Genomic DNA, 18,303 nt, shown 5'->3' with positions numbered 1-18,303 from the left:
CGGGCCACGGATCCCCGTGGCCCGGCCGGTTTTTTGTACCCGCCCTACGGCCCGAAGTATCGGCCATCTCACAAATTTTTGCATTGCGTGCAATAGTGCACTGAGCGTAATCTTTTTTGGGTGACACAGCACCCAGATCCCGAGCCTAGGCCCGAGCACACCGGCCCGCCGACCGGAAGGCGTGAGCGAAACCGGCTCCACACCACGCTCACCATCGAGGACGTGGCCACCCGCCTCTTCCTCGAGCACGGCGTGGATCAAGTGACCGTGGAGCAGATTTGCGAAGGCGCGGATATTAGCCGCCGCAGCTTCTTCAACTACTTCGAATCCAAGGCCCAGCTGCTGAGCGGCCCGTCAGCCAGCGTCGTCACCCCGGCCCTACTCGCGGAGATCACTGAATTGTCCGCCGAGAAGGACTTCCCCTTCCCGGCGCAGGTGGTGGAGCTCGTCGGCAGGGCGCATATTGAGGTCCAGAAGCGGCGGCATGCCAGTTCGATCGACCCAGCGCTCTCCCGAGAGATCGCCCGGCGCCGTGCCGTGCTTCTTCGCACATCCCCCGAGCTGCTCTACGACCGCCATCGTTCGCTCCATGAGGCTAAGGAGCGCCTCAAGAAGGCCATTATCGCCAACCTGACCGAGCACCCCGCCAATCGAAGCTTGCGGGATCTACCGCTCGAACAAGAAGCGCATCTGCTGGTCAACATGGTGACCTCCACGGTGTGGTCCGCATTCGCCCTGGCGCACAGTTCCGATAGCGGCATCGCCGACGCCGGGGCCTTCACCGCCGCTACCCGCGCCCTCGGCACGCTCCATGCTGGTTTCGACCGGCTGAGCTTTGAGTGACCGAGCTTGCAGGCGGGGACGTCGTCCCCTCCCCAACCGACATAAACATCACAACAACGAACCCAACAGCAGGAAGAAAAGATGACAGATACCGCGTCCACCGCCCCCGGAAAGGACTACCGCAAACAAAATAACGTCCCGCTGGTTTTCGCCTCGCTGATGATCGGCATGCTCATGTCCTCGCTGGGGCAGATGATCTTCGCCACGGCACTGCCGACGCTGGTTGGCGAGCTGGGCGGGGCGGACAAGATGAGCTGGGTCATCACCGCGTTTTTGGTGACGATGACCATTGGCATGCCGATCTACGGCAAGCTCGGCGATCAGCTGGGACGTAAGCCGCTGTATCTGTTCGCGATTGCGGTCTTCCTGCTCGGCTCGGTGATCGGTGCGAATGCGCAGTCCATGGGGATGATGATCCTCGCCCGCGCGGTGCAGGGCGTGGGCGGTGGTGGCCTGATGGTGCTCTCCCAGGCGATCATCGCCGACGTGGTCCCGGCCCGCGAGCGCGGCAAGTACATGGGGCTCATGGGCGCGGTCTTTGGCCTATCGAGCGTGCTTGGGCCCCTGCTGGGTGGATTCTTTACCGACGGCCCAGGCTGGCGGTGGGCACTGTGGTTCAACGTGCCCCTGGCGGTCATCGCCTTCACTCTCTCGGCGTTCGCGCTGAAGTTGCCGCGGCGCGGGCAGCGCGCACCTTTCGACTGGTTCGGCTCGGTGCTGTTGGCCGCCGCAACGAGCACGCTGATCCTGGCGCTGACGTGGGGTGGCCGCGATTACGGCTGGACCGATCCGGTCATCCTGGGGCTGCTGGGCACCACCATCGTGGCCACCGCATTGTTCCTGGTGGTTGAGCCGCGGGTGGCGAACCCGGTGCTGCCGACGAAGCTCTTCGGGGTACGCAACTTCGCGCTGACCACGATCTCCAGCATCATCGTTGGCGTGGCGATGTTCGGTGCGATGGCTTATCTGCCGACGTATATCCAGATGATTCACGGCCTGTCCCCCACGGCTGCGGGGCTCATGATGATCCCGATGATGGCCGGGATGCTGATCTCCTCGACGGCGTCGGGGCGTTATATCTCGAGCACAGGCAAGTACAAGTACTTTCCCGTTGTGGGCCTGGGGATCGCGACGGTCGCGTTGGTGATGGTGGGGCGGCTGACCCCGGATTCCTCGATGAAGTATCTCGGGCTGTGCCTCGCGGTATTTGGCGTGGGGTTGGGCTTGACGGTGCCGATCCTGACGCTGGTGGTGCAGAACACCTTCCCCATCAAGATTGTGGGTACCGCGACGGCGGCGAATAATTTCTTCCGCCAGATCGGCGGTTCGGTGGGTGCCGCGGTGGTGGGCAGCTTGTTCAGCCACCGTGCCGGCGAGTTTATGTCGCAGCGGCTGCCGGAGGCGCTGGCTGCGATGGGACCTGCGGCGGCGCCGTACGCGGAGAAGTTCGCCCATGGCGGTCAACACAGTTTGACGCCGCATGCGGTGCACGAGCTGCCGGATCCGGTGCGGGATGCTGTGGTGGGCGCGTATAACGATGCGCTGGTGCCGGTGTTGGGGTGGTTGGCGCCGGCGATGCTGGTGGCGGGGTTGGTGCTGGTCTTTATTCGGCCCCAGCGGCTCAGCGAGACGCTAGACTAATACGGCGTCTCAGCTGGGCGCGACATCAGACACAGCGCCTCAGCGAGACGCTATCCTAGCGAGGCGTCTCAGCTGGGCAGGGGGATTATTCGCCGTTGCGGGCGGGGCCTTCCTCGAGGACGAGCTCGTAGACCTGGTTATCACGCCAGACGTCCTTCTTGGGCCCGTAGCTCATCTTCGCCATGGAGTGGAAGGTCCCAACGAGTTCGAATCCGCGGGAGACGTGCAGGCGCACGGAGCCTTCATTCTCCGGGAAGATGTGGGAGTGGATGGACCAGCGGCCGGCCTTGGTGGCCTCGGCGATGAGGGTGTCGAGCAGCTTGCCGCCTACGCCACGCCCCTTGGCGTCGCTGGACATGTAGATCGAGTCCTCGATCACGCCGTGGAAGACTTCGCGCTGGCTGGCTGGGGAGGCAGCGATCCAGCCGAGGATCTTGCCGGTGGCTTCGTCTTCAGCGACGAAGGTCAGTTCCAGCAGGCGCGCTGCCCGGAAGTCCTCCCATTCGGGGGCTTCGGCCTCGAAGGTGGCTTCGCCGGTGTTCATGCCTTCTTGCAGGATGGCGCGCACCTCCGGGTAGTCCTCTTCGCGGAGGTTGCGGATGATGATGCTGTCTTCTGCGCGCTTCGGGCTTTCGACGTCCTGGATCTTCGGCTCGGATCCGCCCGTCGTCTCTGGAGTGTTCTTACCCACGGTCGTCATGGCACAGATTCTGCCTTAGTGCCGGCGGCCTTTCCAATTTTTCTTGCCGCTTTTCTTGCGCGCCCCTGCGCGCCCGCGGGCTCGGCGTGGGGTGGTTGTCGACGACGTCGCGTTTTTTGGTGTGCGAGCGGCTCGTTTCTGTTCCGCGCCGCTGAGTTCCCCGCGGCTGCTTCCGGCCTTTCGGCCGCGGCAGATGCCGACGAATTCCTGTATTTCCTCGGCATCCCGCTCTTTCAGCCAAACGACGGCGACGACGGTCGTGCCGGGCAGCTCTGGACCGGGCGCGGTGCCCTTCTCCTCACCGCTTACCGCCGCGCTATCGACTGCGCCTGCGTCCGGATCTTCGTCTCGCGGTGCGGGGAGCAGGAGCTCGCGGTTGACCACTCCCCTGGTTCTTAGGGCCCGCAGGAGGGGGCGGGGTGCGACGGCGATTCCGACGTTGGCTGCGACAACGCCCAGCATTTCGCGGAGTTTGAGCAGGTCGTCGATGCCGTCGGCGGGTGTGGTGTACATGAACATCTCGTCGGAGAGTTCGGCCCACTTGACCCGGTCCATCACCTCGATCGGGTGCTCTTTGGGGGCGGCCACACCCATTTGTTCCTCATAGAGGGTCACAGTGTGGAATTTTTCCTTCTGTACGCCACCTTGACCGAGACGGACGATCGCAACGTCCGCTTCTCCGTTGTTGATGTATGTCAGCGGGTCGTCCGCGGCAGCGCCAGCGCTTCGCCATCCGGGGACGCGATCGTCGAAGCGAGCGAACCACTTGTCCGGGTTGATGCCGGGGCTGAAGACGACGCGGAGGTAGCGCGGGGCGAGCTGAGCCATGGGGCCATCCTATCGCGAGGTCCCTGGGGTACTTAAGGAATGTCAGGCCAGGTTGCCGGGAGGCGGGGTTAACGGGCACTTGGCTCTAGAATGGGTGACGGAAAAGTTGAGTATGCGCAGCGCCGCTACTGGCGGCGCGCGGACGAGAGAATTATCAGCTCGGCACACAATGGCTGAGCCTTCAGGAGTGGCAATGACAGATAAGAAGGTCTCCAAGGGGCCAAAGATGAAGCCAATGACGGCGGCGAAGAAGTTGGGAATCTACCTCCCGGCCGCCCCGGAGGATTTCCAGAACACCCCGCTGGCCCACGAGGAATTCGTGGAGCTGCAGCAGAACCCACCAGAGTGGCTGCAGCAGCTACGCCTCGAGGGTCCCCACCCACGCCCGGAGGTGGCGCGGAAGCTGGGCATTACGATCACTGCGCTGCGCAAGAATGATCTGGATAAGCCGCTGACCACCGCTGAGATCAAGGAGCTGCTGGAGAACCAGCCGGAGTGGCTGCGCGAGGCTCGGAAGTCGCTGGCGGAAAATCGCCCAGGCGGCAAGAACTAGGTCATCCGCGCTGGGGGGTTGACGATTTCACGGAAAGCTCAGGCGGGGCTTTAAGCACTGTGATGCTTAAAGCCCCGCCTGAGTTTTTGGCACCCGTGCGACGACACCGGGTGTACCCCTTTTGTTACCGCCGTGGGTGACTAGGCCACGGCAGCTTTTCAACCCATCGCTTCCATTCGCGCCGTGACAAGTTGCTCGGGCGAGGCGAGAAGAGGAGCCTTCCCGAGCGGCGCGGCAGAAAACGACTATCCACTACTGGCGCACCTCGTGAGATAATCCCCCGTGGGCGCTGATTTGAGGTTAGCATTACCTAAGTTCACACACAAGGGTTTAAAAAATATTTCTTCATAAATAGGTGACTGAGGCCACAAAGCGTTACTATGAACATAAGCATTAAGAGTTCTGGATCACAGTGCGAACTGTTCCGGCTCTTTCACCGAACATCCCCCGACTTCCGGAGAGGACAACATGAAGAACTACCTTCCGCGCACCCTGTTCAACGAAGAGCACGAGATGTTCCGCGAGGCCGTCCGCGGCTTCGTGGAGACCGAAATCCGCCCGAACGTCGAGCGCTGGCACGACCAGGGCTACGTCGACCGCGAGATGTTCAAGAAAGCCGGGGACATGGGCCTGCTGGGCATGGAGGTCGACGAGCAGTGGGGCGGCGGCGGAATGAACGACTACCGCTTCAACGCCGTGCTGACCGAGGAGCTCGCCAAGGCAGACTCCGGCTCCATCATCGTGGGCATCCAGACCATCAACGACCTGGTCATCCCATACCTGCAGCGCTTCGCCAACGACGAGCAGAAGGAGCGCTTCCTCAAGCCACTGTGCTCCGGTGAGAAGATCGCCGCAATCGCCATGACCGAGCCGGAGGCCGGCGCCGACCTGGCTGGCATCCGCACCCTGGCCCGCGACAACGGCGACGGCTCCTTCACCGTCAACGGTGCCAAGACCTTCATCTCCAACGGTGTCCAGGCGGACTTCACCATCATCGTCGCCATCACCGACCCGGAGAAGGGCCGCGCCGGCATCTCCCTGCTCATCGTTGAGGACGGCATGGAGGGCTACACCAAGACCGGCCCGCTGAAGAAGGTCGGCCTGAAGTCCCAGGACACCGCCGAGCTCTCCTTCGAGAACGTCCAGGTCCCAGCTGAGAACCTGCTGGGCGAGCGCGGTGCTGGCTTCGGCTACCTGCGTCACAACCTGGCTCAGGAGCGCCTGTCCATCGCCGTGGGCTCCGTCGCGACCTCCCGTCGCGCCTTCGACCTGGTGTACCAGCACTCCCAGGACCGCAAGACCTTCGGCAACCGTCTGGTCGACCACCAGGCCTACCGCTGGGAGCTGGCCAAGATGGTCCAGGGCCTGCAGGCTGCACAGTCCTTCGTCGATGCCTGCATCGAGGCCAAGGTCAAGGGCGAGCTGGACGAGACCACCGCTGCGATGGCGAAGTACCACACCACCGAGCTGCAGATCGAGGTCGTGAACCAGGCACTGCAGTTGCACGGTGGCTACGGCTTCATGATGGAGTACCCGATCGCTACCCACTACCTGGACTCCCGCGTCCAGCCGATCTACGGTGGCCCGAACGAGATCATGCTGGAGATCATCTCCCGCAAGCTGGCTAAGGGCGAGTAAGCCACTCCCCTTGCCCCTCGCCGGGCGGGCGCAGCCTGAGCCGCCCGCCTGGGTGAGTTAGACATGAAAGAACCCGATGGTTTCCACCATCGGGTTCTTTTAGCTTTACGTCGCGACTGCGGCTACTTCACCTCGACGCCGGCCTCACGCAGTTCGGCGAGGGTCGCTTCCTCCCCCGCCGCTGACACCGGCGCGCACAGGCGCGGGATGACAGTGACGCCGAAGCCCTCGGCCTTCGCATCCAGCGCGGTGGCGCGCACGCAGAAGTCGGTCGCGATGCCGACCACGGTCACCTGACCAATCCGGCGGGAGCGCAACCATTCTGCGAGCAGCACCTTCGGACGCTCCGCTTCGGCAGCAGCGCTGTTCGCTTCCGTGGTGGCAAGAGAGTCCGCGAGGTGGCCTTCAAAGCCCGAGTAGGCGGGCTCGTACTCACCCTTGTGGAACCACGCCTCGACCTGATCAGTCGCCAGCGCCGGGTGCGACTGCGCGCCGGTGGTCCCGGCAACGCAGTGCACCGGCCAGGTGTCCTGGTAGTCCGGTTCCGCGCCCTCCGGGGCGAAGTGCCCGGCCGGGTCGATGTGCCAATCCTTGGTGCCCACGATGACGTCGTAGCGGTGCAGGCCAGCAATGTGCTTGCTGATCGCCTCGGCGGCCTGCGCACCACGTTCGGTGGCCAGGCTGCCGTCAACGAAGTCATTCTGCACGTCGACGATGATCAGCGCGTGCCCCGCCCCAGCGGACTGGGACGCGGAGCGAGCCTGGCCGTCCTGCGGGTTCACAGCGGACTCCGCCATTGTTAGACCAGCTTCCAGTCTTCGAGGCCCTCGTACAGCGGGAAGTCCTCGGCGACCTTGGAAACGCGAGCGCGCAGCGCGTCGACGTCGGCGTTCTTACCCTGCGCCAGCGCGGTACCGATGACGTCCGCGACCTCGGTGAAGGCGGCGGTGTCCAGGCCGCGGGAAGCCAGGGCCGGGGTACCGATGCGCAGGCCGGAGGTGACCATCGGCGGGCGCGGGTCGAAAGGAACGGCATTGCGGTTAACGGTGATGCCAACCTCGTGCAGCAGATCCTCCGCCTGCTGGCCGTCCAGCTCGGAGTGGCGCAGGTCAGCCAGCACCAGGTGAACATCGGTGCCGCCGGTGAGCACCTCGACGCCAGCACCCTTGGTGTCAGCGGCAGACAGGCGCTCAGCCAGGATCTTCGCGCCCTCGAGGGTGCGGGCCTGGCGGTCGCGGAACTCGTCGGTCTGGGCAACCTTCATGGCCACGGCCTTCGCGGCAACGGCGTGCATCAGCGGACCACCCTGCTGACCCGGGAAGACTGCGGAGTTCAGCTTCTTCGCCCACTCCTGCTTCGCCAGGATCAGGCCGGAACGCGGACCACCCAGGGTCTTGTGCACGGTGGTGGACACGACGTCAGCGTGCGGGACCGGGGACGGGTGCAGGCCGGCAGCAACCAGACCTGCGAAGTGGGCCATGTCGACCCACAGCTTCGCGCCGACCTCGTCCGCGATGGAGCGGAAGGCAGCGAAGTCCTGGTGGCGCGGGTAAGCGGACCAGCCGGCGATGATGACGGTCGGCTTCTCCTTGAGCGCTTGCTCGCGGACCTTATCCATGTCGATGCGCATGGTCTCCGGGTCCACCTCGTAGGCGATGGCCTCGTAGAGCTTGCCGGAGAAGTTCAGGTGCATGCCGTGGGTCAGGTGACCACCGTGGGCTAGGGACAGGCCCAGGATCTTATCCCGCGGGCTAGCCAGTGCCATGAGGACCGCGGCGTTGGCCTGCGCACCAGCGTGCGGCTGCACGTTGGCGAACTCTGCGCCGAAGACCTGCTTCGCGCGGTCGCGGGCCAGATCCTCGATGACGTCGACGTGCTCGCAGCCGCCGTAGTAGCGGCGTCCCGGGTAGCCCTCGGCGTACTTATTGGTCAGGACGGAGCCCTGCGCCTGCAGCACTGCGCGCGGCACAAAGTTCTCACTCGCGATCATCTCGAGAGTGTTGCGCTGGCGGGCCAGCTCGCCGTCGATGGCGCGGGCGACATCCGGGTCGAGTTCAGCCAGCGGCACGTTGTGCTGGATGGTCTGTGGAGAATCGGACATAAGTTTCCGTCGGCCTTCCTTCAAAAAAGGTGTATACCTCCAAGAATGCAGACCGATCCTTGGGGGTAGAAGGTGTTGTTGCGTTGCGCCCCACATCTTAGCGTCTGCCCCGGACGCAGGTCACAGCGCACCTAGCACATTTGGGTTATCTCCCCCCACACAGGCACAATGAGGCCATGAATCGTACGCCCCAGCGCGCCTCCGCGGACGCGGCTGTATCGCCCTTCATCGAGCTCAAGAGGAGCCAGTGGCGCGAACTCCGCAAGTCCATGCCACAGGTCTTGAGCGAATCCGAGCTCGACCAGCTGCGCGGCATCGGCGACGAGATTGACCTGGACGAGGTCAGCGAGGTCTACCTGCCGCTCTCCCGCCTCATCAACCTGCGGGTCGAGGCACAGCGCAGCCTGAATCAGGCCACCGAGACCTTCATCGGCGAGCCGATGCCTCCCACCCCGTACATCATCGGTGTGTCCGGCTCTGTGGCCGTCGGAAAGTCCACCACCGCGCGTGTGCTCCAGGTGCTGCTGCAGCGCTGGGAGTCCAGCCCCCGGGTGGACCTGATCACCACAGATGGCTTCCTCTTCCCCACCGCCGAGCTGGAACGCCGCCGCCTGCTGCACCGCAAGGGCTTCCCCGAGTCCTATGACCAACAGGCGCTTCTGAACTTCGTGACCAAGGTGAAATCAGGCGCCCGCAACGTCAAGGCACCGGTTTACTCGCACGAGGCCTACGACCGGATCGCGGGCGAGTTCGAAGTCGTCGACCAGCCCGATATCCTCATCGTCGAGGGGCTCAACGTGCTGCAGACAGGCCCGACCCTCATGGTCAGCGACCTCTTCGACTTCTCCGTCTATGTCGACGCCCGGGTCGAGGACATCGAAGACTGGTACATTTCCCGCTTCCTGCGGCTGAAGAACACCGCCTTCAAGGATCCGGACGCGCACTTCCACCACCTCGCTGGGCTGAGCGATGCACAGGCCTCTCAGGTGGCCCGGGAGATCTGGCAGACGGTGAACCTGCCGAACCTCATGGAGAACATCCTGCCGACCCGGATCCGGGCCAGCCTGGTGATGCGCAAGGGCGCAGATCACCTCGTCGACCGGGTGCGGATGCGCAAGATCTAGCCTCGCTCCCCAGCTGGCACTACCCCCGGCCCGTCTGTGACGGGTCCGGGCTACCAGCACAACGCCGGTCTAGAGCCCGAAACGGCGGTGACGCTGGGAGTACTCCCGCAGCGCGCGGAGGAAGTCCACCCGCCGGAAGGCCGGCCAGTAGGTGTCCGTGAACCAAATCTCGGAGTAGGCGGACTGCCACAGCAGAAAGCCCGAGAGCCGCTGCTCCCCCGAGGTCCGAATCACCAGATCCGGGTCCGGCTGCCCCTTGGTGTACATGTGATTACCCAGGGAGTCGACGGTGATCTTCTCGGCGATCTCGTCCGCCGGCGTGCCATCCGCAGCGAGTTCCGCGACGGTGTCTCGTACCGCGTCGACGATTTCCTGACGCCCGCCGTAGCCGACGGCGACGTTGACGCACACGCCCGTGTTATTGGCGGTGAGCTGCTCGTTGTATTCCAGGCGTTCCCGAAGCTGCTGCGGCAGCAGCTCGAGGTGCCCCACGGAGCGCACGCGGAATCCGGCCTTCGCCCGCCCAAGCTCGTCGGCGACGTCCCCAATGATTTTGACCAGTAGCTCGAGTTCCTCCGGCTTACGCTTGAGGTTCTCTGTGCTGAGCAGGTAGACGGTCACCGAGGCGATGCCCATCTCGTCGCACCAATTGCACATCTCGGCGATCTTCCGGGCGCCCACGCGATGCCCATGGGAGACGTCGGTGAAGCCGTTCTCCCTAGCCCAGCGACGGTTACCGTCGGCCATGATTGCGATGTGAGCCGGGCGCGGCAAATCCCGTAGAGAGCGAGCCAGCCGCGCCTCGTAGGCGGGATAGAGCAGGCTGGCGAGCCTCTTCAGCGGCTCGGTTCGCCCGATCGCTGCCGCAAGCTTTGGTAGACGCACGATTGTAAATCCTCTCGCTTAGCGTGCAGGATTCTCGTCTTCGTCTTCTTCCTCGGCCTTCGCGCGCTCCGCGTCGATCGCGTCGGGCCCGGTGAGCTGCGTGCCAATCCCGGAGGCCGGCTCGAAACGAGCATCAGTCTGCGGCACCTCGGTGCGGGCGAACATCGCTCCGCCCTTCGCGTACTCCTCGTAGCCGCTCTCCTCCATGGCCTTGTTGAGTCGCTCCTCATCGAACACGTCGATGCCGTGCTGCTCGGCGAAGGCGCGGCGGCGTTCCAGGCGGCGCAGCCTGCGGTTCATTCCGAATCCGATGACGATGACCACGAAGAGCAGCCCCAGGATGACGAACAGCCCGACCGGCGAGGCCTTGCCGAATTCCTCGCCGCGCGGGCCCGTATTGGGGGTTGGGCCCTGGGCGATAACAGTGGTCGTGTACGCCGCCCCTGCGGTCACCAGATCCGCTGCTGGCAGAGCAGGGGTCGAAAGAGCTGCGAACATGTCATCCATTCCCTTCGGCGGCGGTCAAGCCGTGTGTGAGTACTTGGCTAAAAATTCTCTAGCGGAAATCCTACTGCTCGGGGCGCACCGGCACCTCTGGCGGCTGACTCTGGCTGAGTTCATCGGCGCTGCCCACCGGAGGCAGGCCCGCGGTGAGTTCTCTCTCTGGCAGTGTAGTGGCCACCCGGGTCTTCGCTAATTCGAACTCTTCCGTGGGCCACGTCTCGCGCTGCACGTCCACGTCCACACCGAAGAACGGCCCGTCCGGGTCGATCTGGGTGGCATGTGCGGTCAGCGCGGCGTCGCGGCGATCGAACCAATCGGCAGCGTTCACGCGGGTCGTCACGCGGGGGTAGACGTCCTGCTTTGCACGCCAGAAAGCCAGCTGCGTCATGGTGTGCTGGTACTCGCGCAGGGTCATCGCGCCATTGGCCTGTCGCTGTGCCACCGCCTCGGCGAGCATGTTGAAGCGGGTCACCACGAAACCGTGCGTGTAGTACAGCTTCAGCGGAGCCCAGGCTTCACCCAAGTCGGGGCGATACTCGGGATCTCCTGCCAGTTCCCAGGCGCGCATGGATACCGCGTGCACCATCAGGTGATCCGGGTGCGGGTAGCCACCGTTTTCGTCATAGGTGATGATCACGTGCGGCTGGAACTCGCGGATCTGTGCAACCACCTCGGCGGCGACTTCGTCGACATCCTGCAGCGCAAAGCAGCCGTCCGGGAGGTCCTCCCGCTTGCCGGATTCCGGCAGCCCGGAGTCCAGGTAGCCCAGCCAGCGGTGCTCCACCCCCAGGATCTCTGCGGCGCGGGCCATTTCCTCCCGGCGCACGTCCACCAGGTTTTCGTGCACCTCGGGGCGGTCCATCCTCGGATTGAGGATGCTGCCTTCCTCGCCGCCCGTACAGGTCAGCACGCGGACTCGGTGGCCTTCGTCGATATAGCGAGCCATCGTCGCCGCGCCCTTGCTGGATTCATCATCCGGGTGGGCGTGAATCGCCAGCACGCGATAACCGCCCTGGGCGCCACTCGTCGTCGAATCAGTCATACTTCCATATTGTTCCACGCGCGATGAAGGGAAGTCACACGGCATCTCCCCACCGCGCCCCAACCGCAGGATCCGGCCGATCCTGGACGCGGAAATCTGCTTTTATGGGCGCATTGCCTAGAATGTAAAACACCATGACCTCTGATGCTTCCCCTTCGGTTCCCAACTCCCGCCCGGGTGATGCGCAGATGCCCGCGGACGATGCCCTGAAGGCCCGCTACGGCACTGAACGCAACCGCCCCTTCGCCGGCAAGGTGCTGGTCATCGCACTGGTCGTCCTCATCGCCGGCGCGATGGCTTACGCGGTCAACCAGTTCATGAACGCGTCCTCGGCGGACGTCACCGCGGTCGAGTCCGGCGGTTCCGTGGTGTCCGACAACCGCCTGAACATGCGCGTCGACGTCACCCGCGAGGATCCGTCGCAGCCGGCTTACTGCGTCGTCACCGCGATGGACTACGACAAGAATGAAGTCGGTCGCCGCGAGTTCTACGTCCCTGCCGGTGGGCCGAAGACTTCCCGCCACTCGGTGGATATCAACACCCGTGTTCCGGGCTACGCCGGGAAGATCTACGGCTGCTCCTCGGTCATCCCCTCCCACCTGAAGCAGTAGCCCACCGAGGAACGGGCAACCGACGACGCGTCGGCTGAAGTTTTCGCGCCTATTCGGTGCTAGAATACGCCCGGACAAGCGAGAACCGGCAGGCGTTGGCGAAACCGTGGGACATTTCCTGCAAAGCTATCGCCACCCAAGGCGCTACCGCCGGGGACAGTGCATGGACCGTGATTGCCCGGATTAGCTGAAAATTACTGACATAATTTCCAAGGAGGATGGCACAGATGGCAGACAATCAGACCACCTGGCTCACCCAAGAATCCTACGACCGACTCAACGCGGAACTGTTCGCCCTGAAGGAGAACCGCCCGGCCCTGGCCGCCGAGATCAATGAGCGCCGCGAGGAGGGTGACCTCAAGGAGAACGGTGGCTACCACGCAGCCCGCGAGCAGCAGGGCCAGGAGGAGGCCCGCATCGCCTACCTCGAGGAGCTGCTGGACAACGCCACCATCGGTGAGGCTCCGCAGGAGTCCGGCGTCGCGCTGGTCGGCACCGTCGTGCACGTCTACTACGACGACGATGAGGAGGACAAGGAGACCTTCCTGATCGGTACCCGCGGCCTGGAATCCTCCAACCCGGAGCTGGAGACCTACTCCACCGACGCCCCGCTGGGCGCCGCCCTGGTTGGTGCGAAGGTCGGCGAGACCCGCGAGTACGAGACCCCGACCGGCGACACGGTGCGCGTCACCCTCGTGGAGGCCGAGCCGTATAACCCAGATCTGGATATTCCGCGCGCGATGCAGAAGTAGTGCTGACGCGGCGCTGCCCCCACTGTGGCAGCGAGAAACCCTCGGCCCTGGGATTTCCAGGGCCGAGGGTTTCTTTATGTTTTGCCGGACCTACCGCCGGCAGCTGAGGCCTTAACGCTCCGGCTGTTCCGCCGAGTTCTCATCGACGGCAGGTGACGCGGAACTTACGGAATCAGTCGGCTCATCCGAGGTGCTGTCCTCCTGGTCCGCCCACCGCTTGGTCTCGTGGTCGTAGGCGATCTCTTCGCCCTCCTCATCCACGCGCTGGTACCAGTCGGTGACGTTTTCGGACGAGGAGTCGAAGTGGGCGCCCGCTCCCCTGCCCTCCGGCGCGGAGGCGACGGTGAACTCGAAGTCATCGCCGTGCTCCTCCAGACCCCGGACCACCGCATTTTCCACCGCGGTGCTGGCGTAGTCCTTACGGATCGCCGCCGGGTCGGTGCGCAGGTCCTTGAGGAAGGCCACGGTCATCACCAACAGAACGATCGAGAACGGCAGTGCGATGAGGATCGTGAGGTTCTGCAGCGCCGTCAGCGCGGTTTCCCCGCCGGCCAGCAGCATCACCGTGGCGATACCCATCATGCACGCACCCCAGAACACCACGACCAACTTGTTCGGCGCGGGGTTGCCCTGGGAGGACATGGTTCCCATCACCACGGACGCCGAGTCCGCGGACGTCACGAAGAAGATCGTAAGAACCGCGATCAGCAGGAACGGGGTGATCGTGTTCAGGGGCAGCTGGTCGAAGAGAGCGAAGAGAACCTGCTCGGAATTCGCGGAGCCGTCGAACATCTCTCGGCCTTCCCGGCTGAACGTGATGGAGGCGCCACCAAAGATGGTGAAGGCTAGGACCAGGATGGCGGTCGGTCCGGCGATCGTTGCCAGCGCGAACTCCCGGATGGTGCGGCCCCGGGAGATGCGGGCGATGAACATGCCGACGAATGGGGTCCAGGCGATCCACCAGGCCCAGTAGAAGGCCGTCCACGCGCCCTGGAACTCGAGGGTCTCCTGACCCCAGGACAGGGACTTGCCCATCATCGGCAGCAGCTGATCGATATAGGTCGCAACCCCGGATGGCACCAAGTTCAGCAGGAAGAGGCTCGGGCCGAAGATGAATACGAAGGCGACGAGCAGCAGCGTCAGCGTGATGTTGATATTCGACAGGTAGCGGATGCCACGGGCCACGCCAGACACGGCGCTGACGACGAAGGCAACGCCGAGCACGCCAATGATGGCGATAACCGCGTTGTTGGCCAGCGGGCCTGCCCCGGAGATGATCTCCACACCTTGGGCGATCTGCAGGGCGGATAGACCGAGGGTGGCGGCGGTGCCGAAGAGGGTGGCGACGATCGCCATCATGTCGATTACTCGACCCGCGATCCCCTCATTCGGCTGGGTTCCCAGCAGGGGCCGGAAGACGGAGCTCAGCAGAGAAGGGCGCCCACGGCGGTAGGTGGAATAGGCCAGTGCCCCGCCCACCAATGCATAGAGCCCCCAGATGGATAGCCCCCAGTGGAAGTGGGACTGGGCCAGCGCCTGGTGCAGGGCGGCGGGGGTTTCCGCGGCCACGGTTTCCGGCGGCGGCGAGAGGTAGTACGCCAGGGGCTCGGAGGGGCCGAAGAAGAACACGCCCACGCCGATGCCCGCGCCGAACATCATCGCGATCCACGAGTATCGGGAGAACTCTGGCTCCTCGTCGTCCCGGCCCAACGGGATCTGGCCGTACCGGGAGAATGCCAAGTAGAGCATGACGATGATGCCCAAGCTCATCACGAGGTTGAGCAGCCACGCGGCGTTATTCATCGCCCAGTCGTAGGCGGCCGCCGAGGCCGTGGACACCGATTCTGGGGAGGCGATACCCCAGGCGATGAAGGCCACGATGAAGGCAGCTGTAACAAAGAAGACGACGCGGTCCAGCGCGAAGTTCTTGTTCTGATCCTCGACGCTTAAGCCCGGGACTAGCCCGGGGTGCAGGTCGTGCGGATACAAGCCGACTTGGGAACTTTTACCGGCCTTGAGTAGTTCGGCCGCGGGCTGGGGCTTGCTGGGACGGGGTTTTCCGCCGAGACTCATCGGCGCTCCTTGCTAGCTGGGTCAGTGCTTAGGCGCCCAGCTGTTTTACTTTCGTTGACCTGATCACGCTATCAAGGTCTGAAGACACGCGAGCGCGGCTCCACGAAACCGGCACCGTCCATGCCCATGAGAAAAGCCCTTGGGTTTCCCCCAAGGGCGAGTGTTCTCGGGCCGGTTCGTATCGCGCGCCCCGGCCGAGCGCGGCTGCCGCTAGTCCCTATTGATGTAGGACAGCAGGCGCAGGATCTCGGTGTACAGCCAGACCAGGGTCACGGCCAGGCCGAGGGCCACGCCCCAGGCCATCTTGGACGGCGCACCGGCGCGGACGAGGCGGTCGGCGGCGTCGAAGTCCTGCAGGAAGCTCAGCGCAGCGAGGCCGATGCACAGCAGGGAGAAGATCCAGGACAGCGGGGAGCCGTCGCGCAGCGGACCAGCACCGCCGGTGAACAGGCCAATGATCATGCTGCCCAGCGCCAGAACCAGCACACCGATCAGCGCGGCGACCATGAACTTCGTGAACTTCGGGGTCACGCGGATCGCACCCGTCTTGTAGACGAAGAGCATGCCGGCGAACACACCGATGGTTCCCAGGATCGCCTGGCTGATCATGGCGCCAGCGTTGGTGTCACCCACCGCCATGCCGGTGAGCATGTAGCTAAAGCCACCGACGAACAGGCCCTCGAAGCCTGCGTAGAGCAGGGTGACCACTGGGGAGCCGTACTTCTTCGCAAAGGCGGAGACCAGCACGGTGATGAGGCCACCGATGGCGCCGACCACGGTGAGGATCGAGCCCGTTGCCGGGTTCGCGCCGAAGATGAAGTAGTTCGCCGCAGCCAGCACGACGATGACGGCCAGCGTGATGCCGGTCTTCGCCACCACGTCGTCCACGGTAATCGGGCGGTCGGCAGAGCCGGCCTGGCCGTAATTCGCGGCATCCTGCAGCCCGTCCTGGTAGGTCGCCGTGGCAGCGGCACCACGGGCGCTGGTGGCGAACTGGCCGTAGCCGTCGCCCTGCTGGCCGTAGCCCGGCTGCCCATAGCCCTGCGGCTGCTGGCCCTGGCGGTTCTGGCCGGTCAGTTCGGCCATGAATGGATTAGATTTCTGCACCTGAAAGCCTCAACTTTCGATTTCTTCGTCAAAACTTGTTCTTGCCGCCATGTGCACACCCAACTGGTGCGTCTACACGACCCGATCGGAGACCGGGACACATGCCACGCGCGATTTCCCAGCACTGCCGGGGCGCGCCACGAAGCTGGTAGGCGGTTAAAAGTTCCTACTTCACAATGTACCAACGCATGTGACGGACTTTTAGTTCCCAACGCTGCGGATTTTCTTTCTCAACCCACCTCATAGATTCCTCGGCAAAGGTATATTTCCACCCATGACTGCTTTGCGATTCCCCAAGCGACTGTCCCTCGACGCACTCCCCGCAGACTTCCAGGAGGCGCTGCGCGGGCTGTCCGCGAACAAACTGCCCGCCGATGGTTCCAAGCCCGAGAAGACGATCGACGTCGAGGTCTCCTTCACCGCGGAGCACCTCGGTTGGGTCGGTTCCGGCGATGAGGAGGACGTCCACCGGGCCGTCGACGCCGCCCGTCAAGCGCAGCGCTCCTGGGCTCACGTTCCCTTCTCGGAGCGCAAGGCCATCCTCCTGCGTTTCCACGACGCCGTCCTGAAGAACCGCGAGCTGCTGATGGACATGGTGCAGCTGGAGACCGGTAAGAACCGCGCCTCCGCATTCGACGAGGTCATGGACGTGGCGAATAACTCCCGCTACTACGCCAATAATGCGGAGAAGATCCTGAGCCCGAAGCGCCGCCGCTCCGCGGTTCCGGTGCTCGCCAAGTCCCGCCAGCACTTCCAGCCCGTGGGCGTGGTCGGCCAGATTTCCCCATGGAACTACCCGCTGACCCTGGGCATCTCCGACGCCCTGCCTGCACTCATCGCGGGCAATGCGGTGGTCGCGAAGCCGGACTCCGCGACCCCGTTTACCTCCCTGCTGGTATTCGGCCTGCTCTTCGAGGCCGGCCTGCCACGCGACCTCGTCCAGCTGGTCACCGGCTCCGGCCGGGTCGTGGGCAGCGAGATCGCCAATACGTGTGACTTCCTGATGTTCACCGGGTCTACCGCCACCGGCAAGATCCTCGGGGCCACCGCGGGCTCCCGCCTGATCGGTTTCTCCGCGGAGCTGGGTGGCAAGAACCCGCTGATCGTCGCGGCGGACGCGAAGATGGATTACACGGTCCGCGGCGTCGTGGATGCCTGCTACTCCAACTCTGGCCAGCTGTGCGTCTCCATCGAGCGGGTGTACGTCGAGCGACCGGTGTACGAGGAGTTCAGCGCCAAGTTCGCCGACGCCGTGCGCGCCATGACCCTCGGCCCCGGCTTCGACTGGGAGGTGGCGATGGGTTCGCTGGCCTCCCAACAGCAGCTGGATACGGTCACCAGCTACGTGGACGACGCGGTGGCCAAGGGTGCCCGCGTTCTCGCCGGCGGCAAGGCTCGCCCGGACCTGGGCCCCTACTTCTACGAGCCCACGGTTCTCGCGGATGTCCCCGCCGACGCGAAGCTGCGCACCGAGGAGGTCTTCGGTCCGGTCGTCTTCGTCGAGGTTGTCGACGACTTGGTGGCTGCGGTCAACGCCGCCAACGACACCGTCTACGGACTCAACGCCTCCGTCTTCGCCAGCCCCGAGACGGGGCACCGCATCGCCCCACAGATCCGGGCCGGTTCCGTCTCCATCAACGACGGCTACACCGCCGCATGGTCGGCCATCGACAACACCAGTGGCGGCATGAAGGACTCTGGCATGGGTGGCCGCCACGGCGCGGCCGGGCTGCTGAAGTACACCGATAGCCAGAACATCACCGAGCAGCGGTGGATGTCCATGCGCGGTCCTGAGAGCCTGGGGGCCAAGGCCTACGCGCGCATCATGAGCACCGCACTGCTGGCAGGCAAGAAGCTGCGCATGCTGCCCTAAGTACGCCGCACACGCGCGCCAGCCCTCC

The 18,303-nt window shown here is 64.4% G+C and carries 17 protein-coding genes; 8 read left to right on the top strand and 9 right to left on the bottom strand.

The window, feature by feature from the left end; translation table 11 throughout:
* Positions 1-120: 120 nt before the first annotated feature.
* Both HMPREF3097_RS08220 and HMPREF3097_RS08215 read left to right on the top strand, forming a co-directional pair.
* Positions 121-843 (top strand): TetR/AcrR family transcriptional regulator, encoded by a 723-nt coding sequence (locus HMPREF3097_RS08220; protein ID WP_070761846.1) that lies wholly within the window; start codon positions 121-123, stop codon positions 841-843.
* Between the two features lie 81 nt (positions 844-924).
* Positions 925-2,484 (top strand): MDR family MFS transporter, encoded by a 1,560-nt coding sequence (locus HMPREF3097_RS08215; RefSeq protein WP_070761845.1) that lies wholly within the window; start codon positions 925-927, stop codon positions 2,482-2,484.
* Between the two features lie 85 nt (positions 2,485-2,569).
* Here the strand turns inward: HMPREF3097_RS08215 and HMPREF3097_RS08210 are convergent, their stop codons facing one another.
* Both HMPREF3097_RS08210 and HMPREF3097_RS08205 read right to left on the bottom strand, forming a co-directional pair.
* Positions 2,570-3,184, bottom strand: coding sequence for a GNAT family N-acetyltransferase (locus HMPREF3097_RS08210; protein WP_070761844.1), 615 nt, complete (start codon positions 3,182-3,184; stop codon positions 2,570-2,572).
* Positions 3,185-3,199: 15 nt separating this feature from the next.
* Positions 3,200-4,012 carry a LysR family transcriptional regulator substrate-binding protein gene (locus HMPREF3097_RS08205; protein WP_070758605.1) on the bottom strand — a complete coding sequence of 271 codons (813 nt, stop codon included), beginning with the start codon at positions 4,010-4,012 and terminating at the stop codon, positions 3,200-3,202.
* A gap of 193 nt (positions 4,013-4,205) precedes the next feature.
* On the opposite strand from HMPREF3097_RS08205, the gene HMPREF3097_RS08200 reads away from it, so the two are divergent.
* The gene (locus HMPREF3097_RS08200) at positions 4,206-4,565 is read left to right on the top strand and encodes a DUF5997 family protein (RefSeq protein ID WP_070758606.1); all 360 of its coding nucleotides are present in this window, start codon (positions 4,206-4,208) and stop codon (positions 4,563-4,565) included.
* Between the two features lie 468 nt (positions 4,566-5,033).
* Positions 5,034-6,203, top strand: a complete 1,170-nt coding sequence (locus tag HMPREF3097_RS08195; protein WP_070758607.1) for an acyl-CoA dehydrogenase family protein — start codon at positions 5,034-5,036, stop codon at positions 6,201-6,203.
* A 122-nt stretch (positions 6,204-6,325) separates the two neighbouring features.
* Here the strand turns inward: HMPREF3097_RS08195 and HMPREF3097_RS08190 are convergent, their stop codons facing one another.
* Both HMPREF3097_RS08190 and glyA read right to left on the bottom strand, forming a co-directional pair.
* Positions 6,326-7,000, bottom strand: a complete 675-nt coding sequence (locus HMPREF3097_RS08190; protein ID WP_070761843.1) for an isochorismatase family protein — start codon at positions 6,998-7,000, stop codon at positions 6,326-6,328.
* Positions 7,001-7,002: 2 nt separating this feature from the next.
* Positions 7,003-8,304, bottom strand: a complete 1,302-nt coding sequence (gene glyA / locus HMPREF3097_RS08185) for a serine hydroxymethyltransferase (protein WP_070758609.1) — start codon at positions 8,302-8,304, stop codon at positions 7,003-7,005.
* 176 nt (positions 8,305-8,480) lie between these two features.
* Between glyA and coaA the strand changes: the two genes are divergently transcribed.
* On the top strand, positions 8,481-9,428 hold the full coding sequence (gene coaA, locus HMPREF3097_RS08180; RefSeq protein ID WP_070758610.1) for a type I pantothenate kinase: 948 nt from the start codon (positions 8,481-8,483) through the stop codon (positions 9,426-9,428).
* Positions 9,429-9,497: 69 nt separating this feature from the next.
* On the opposite strand, the gene HMPREF3097_RS08175 is transcribed toward coaA, so the two are convergent.
* The 3 genes from HMPREF3097_RS08175 to mca form a co-directional block, all read right to left on the bottom strand.
* Positions 9,498-10,268, bottom strand: coding sequence for an isoprenyl transferase (locus HMPREF3097_RS08175; protein ID WP_371260104.1), 771 nt, complete (start codon positions 10,266-10,268; stop codon positions 9,498-9,500).
* Between the two features lie 63 nt (positions 10,269-10,331).
* On the bottom strand, positions 10,332-10,811 hold the full coding sequence (locus tag HMPREF3097_RS08170) for a hypothetical protein (RefSeq protein ID WP_070761841.1): 480 nt from the start codon (positions 10,809-10,811) through the stop codon (positions 10,332-10,334).
* Between the two features lie 70 nt (positions 10,812-10,881).
* Entirely contained in the window at positions 10,882-11,859 is a 978-nt protein-coding gene (mca, locus tag HMPREF3097_RS08165; RefSeq protein WP_070761840.1) for a mycothiol conjugate amidase Mca, read from the bottom strand.
* Positions 11,860-11,993: 134 nt separating this feature from the next.
* Between mca and HMPREF3097_RS08160 the strand changes: the two genes are divergently transcribed.
* On the top strand, positions 11,994-12,470 hold the full coding sequence (locus HMPREF3097_RS08160; RefSeq protein WP_246821341.1) for a DUF4307 domain-containing protein: 477 nt from the start codon (positions 11,994-11,996) through the stop codon (positions 12,468-12,470).
* A 227-nt stretch (positions 12,471-12,697) separates the two neighbouring features.
* The gene (gene greA / locus HMPREF3097_RS08155; protein WP_070761839.1) at positions 12,698-13,222 is read left to right on the top strand and encodes a transcription elongation factor GreA; all 525 of its coding nucleotides are present in this window, start codon (positions 12,698-12,700) and stop codon (positions 13,220-13,222) included.
* A 111-nt stretch (positions 13,223-13,333) separates the two neighbouring features.
* On the opposite strand, the gene HMPREF3097_RS08150 is transcribed toward greA, so the two are convergent.
* Positions 13,334-15,295 (bottom strand): BCCT family transporter, encoded by a 1,962-nt coding sequence (locus tag HMPREF3097_RS08150; RefSeq protein WP_070761838.1) that lies wholly within the window; start codon positions 15,293-15,295, stop codon positions 13,334-13,336.
* 210 nt (positions 15,296-15,505) lie between these two features.
* Positions 15,506-16,402 (bottom strand): Bax inhibitor-1/YccA family protein, encoded by an 897-nt coding sequence (locus HMPREF3097_RS08145; protein WP_070761837.1) that lies wholly within the window; start codon positions 16,400-16,402, stop codon positions 15,506-15,508.
* Between the two features lie 274 nt (positions 16,403-16,676).
* Here HMPREF3097_RS08145 and HMPREF3097_RS08140 point away from each other — a divergent pair, with 274 nt between their 5' ends.
* On the top strand, positions 16,677-18,275 hold the full coding sequence (locus tag HMPREF3097_RS08140; RefSeq protein ID WP_070761836.1) for a succinic semialdehyde dehydrogenase: 1,599 nt from the start codon (positions 16,677-16,679) through the stop codon (positions 18,273-18,275).
* Positions 18,276-18,303: the final 28 nt, after the last annotated feature.

Source organism: Corynebacterium sp. HMSC27B11 (assembly GCF_001815985.1).
GTDB lineage: Bacteria > Actinomycetota > Actinomycetes > Mycobacteriales > Mycobacteriaceae > Corynebacterium.
The sequence above is the reverse complement of the archived record's forward strand: the minus strand, read 5'-3'. Positions and strand labels throughout refer to the sequence as shown.

Bases quoted from the DNA above. Each gene is read 5' to 3' on its own strand.
- HMPREF3097_RS08215 (WP_070761845.1), top strand. From the start codon at position 925: ATGACAGATACCGCGTCCACCGCCCCCGGAAAGGACTACCGCAAACAA.
- HMPREF3097_RS08210 (WP_070761844.1), bottom strand. From the start codon at position 3,184: ATGACGACCGTGGGTAAGAACACTCCAGAGACGACGGGCGGATCCGAG.
- HMPREF3097_RS08205 (WP_070758605.1), bottom strand. From the start codon at position 4,012: ATGGCTCAGCTCGCCCCGCGCTACCTCCGCGTCGTCTTCAGCCCCGGC.
- HMPREF3097_RS08200 (WP_070758606.1), top strand. From the start codon at position 4,206: ATGACAGATAAGAAGGTCTCCAAGGGGCCAAAGATGAAGCCAATGACG.
- HMPREF3097_RS08195 (WP_070758607.1), top strand. From the start codon at position 5,034: ATGAAGAACTACCTTCCGCGCACCCTGTTCAACGAAGAGCACGAGATG.
- HMPREF3097_RS08190 (WP_070761843.1), bottom strand. From the start codon at position 7,000: ATGGCGGAGTCCGCTGTGAACCCGCAGGACGGCCAGGCTCGCTCCGCG.
- glyA (WP_070758609.1), bottom strand. From the start codon at position 8,304: ATGTCCGATTCTCCACAGACCATCCAGCACAACGTGCCGCTGGCTGAA.
- coaA (WP_070758610.1), top strand. From the start codon at position 8,481: ATGAATCGTACGCCCCAGCGCGCCTCCGCGGACGCGGCTGTATCGCCC.
- HMPREF3097_RS08170 (WP_070761841.1), bottom strand. From the start codon at position 10,811: ATGTTCGCAGCTCTTTCGACCCCTGCTCTGCCAGCAGCGGATCTGGTG.
- mca (WP_070761840.1), bottom strand. From the start codon at position 11,859: ATGACTGATTCGACGACGAGTGGCGCCCAGGGCGGTTATCGCGTGCTG.
- HMPREF3097_RS08160 (WP_246821341.1), top strand. From the start codon at position 11,994: ATGACCTCTGATGCTTCCCCTTCGGTTCCCAACTCCCGCCCGGGTGAT.
- greA (WP_070761839.1), top strand. From the start codon at position 12,698: ATGGCAGACAATCAGACCACCTGGCTCACCCAAGAATCCTACGACCGA.
- HMPREF3097_RS08150 (WP_070761838.1), bottom strand. From the start codon at position 15,295: ATGAGTCTCGGCGGAAAACCCCGTCCCAGCAAGCCCCAGCCCGCGGCC.
- HMPREF3097_RS08140 (WP_070761836.1), top strand. From the start codon at position 16,677: ATGACTGCTTTGCGATTCCCCAAGCGACTGTCCCTCGACGCACTCCCC.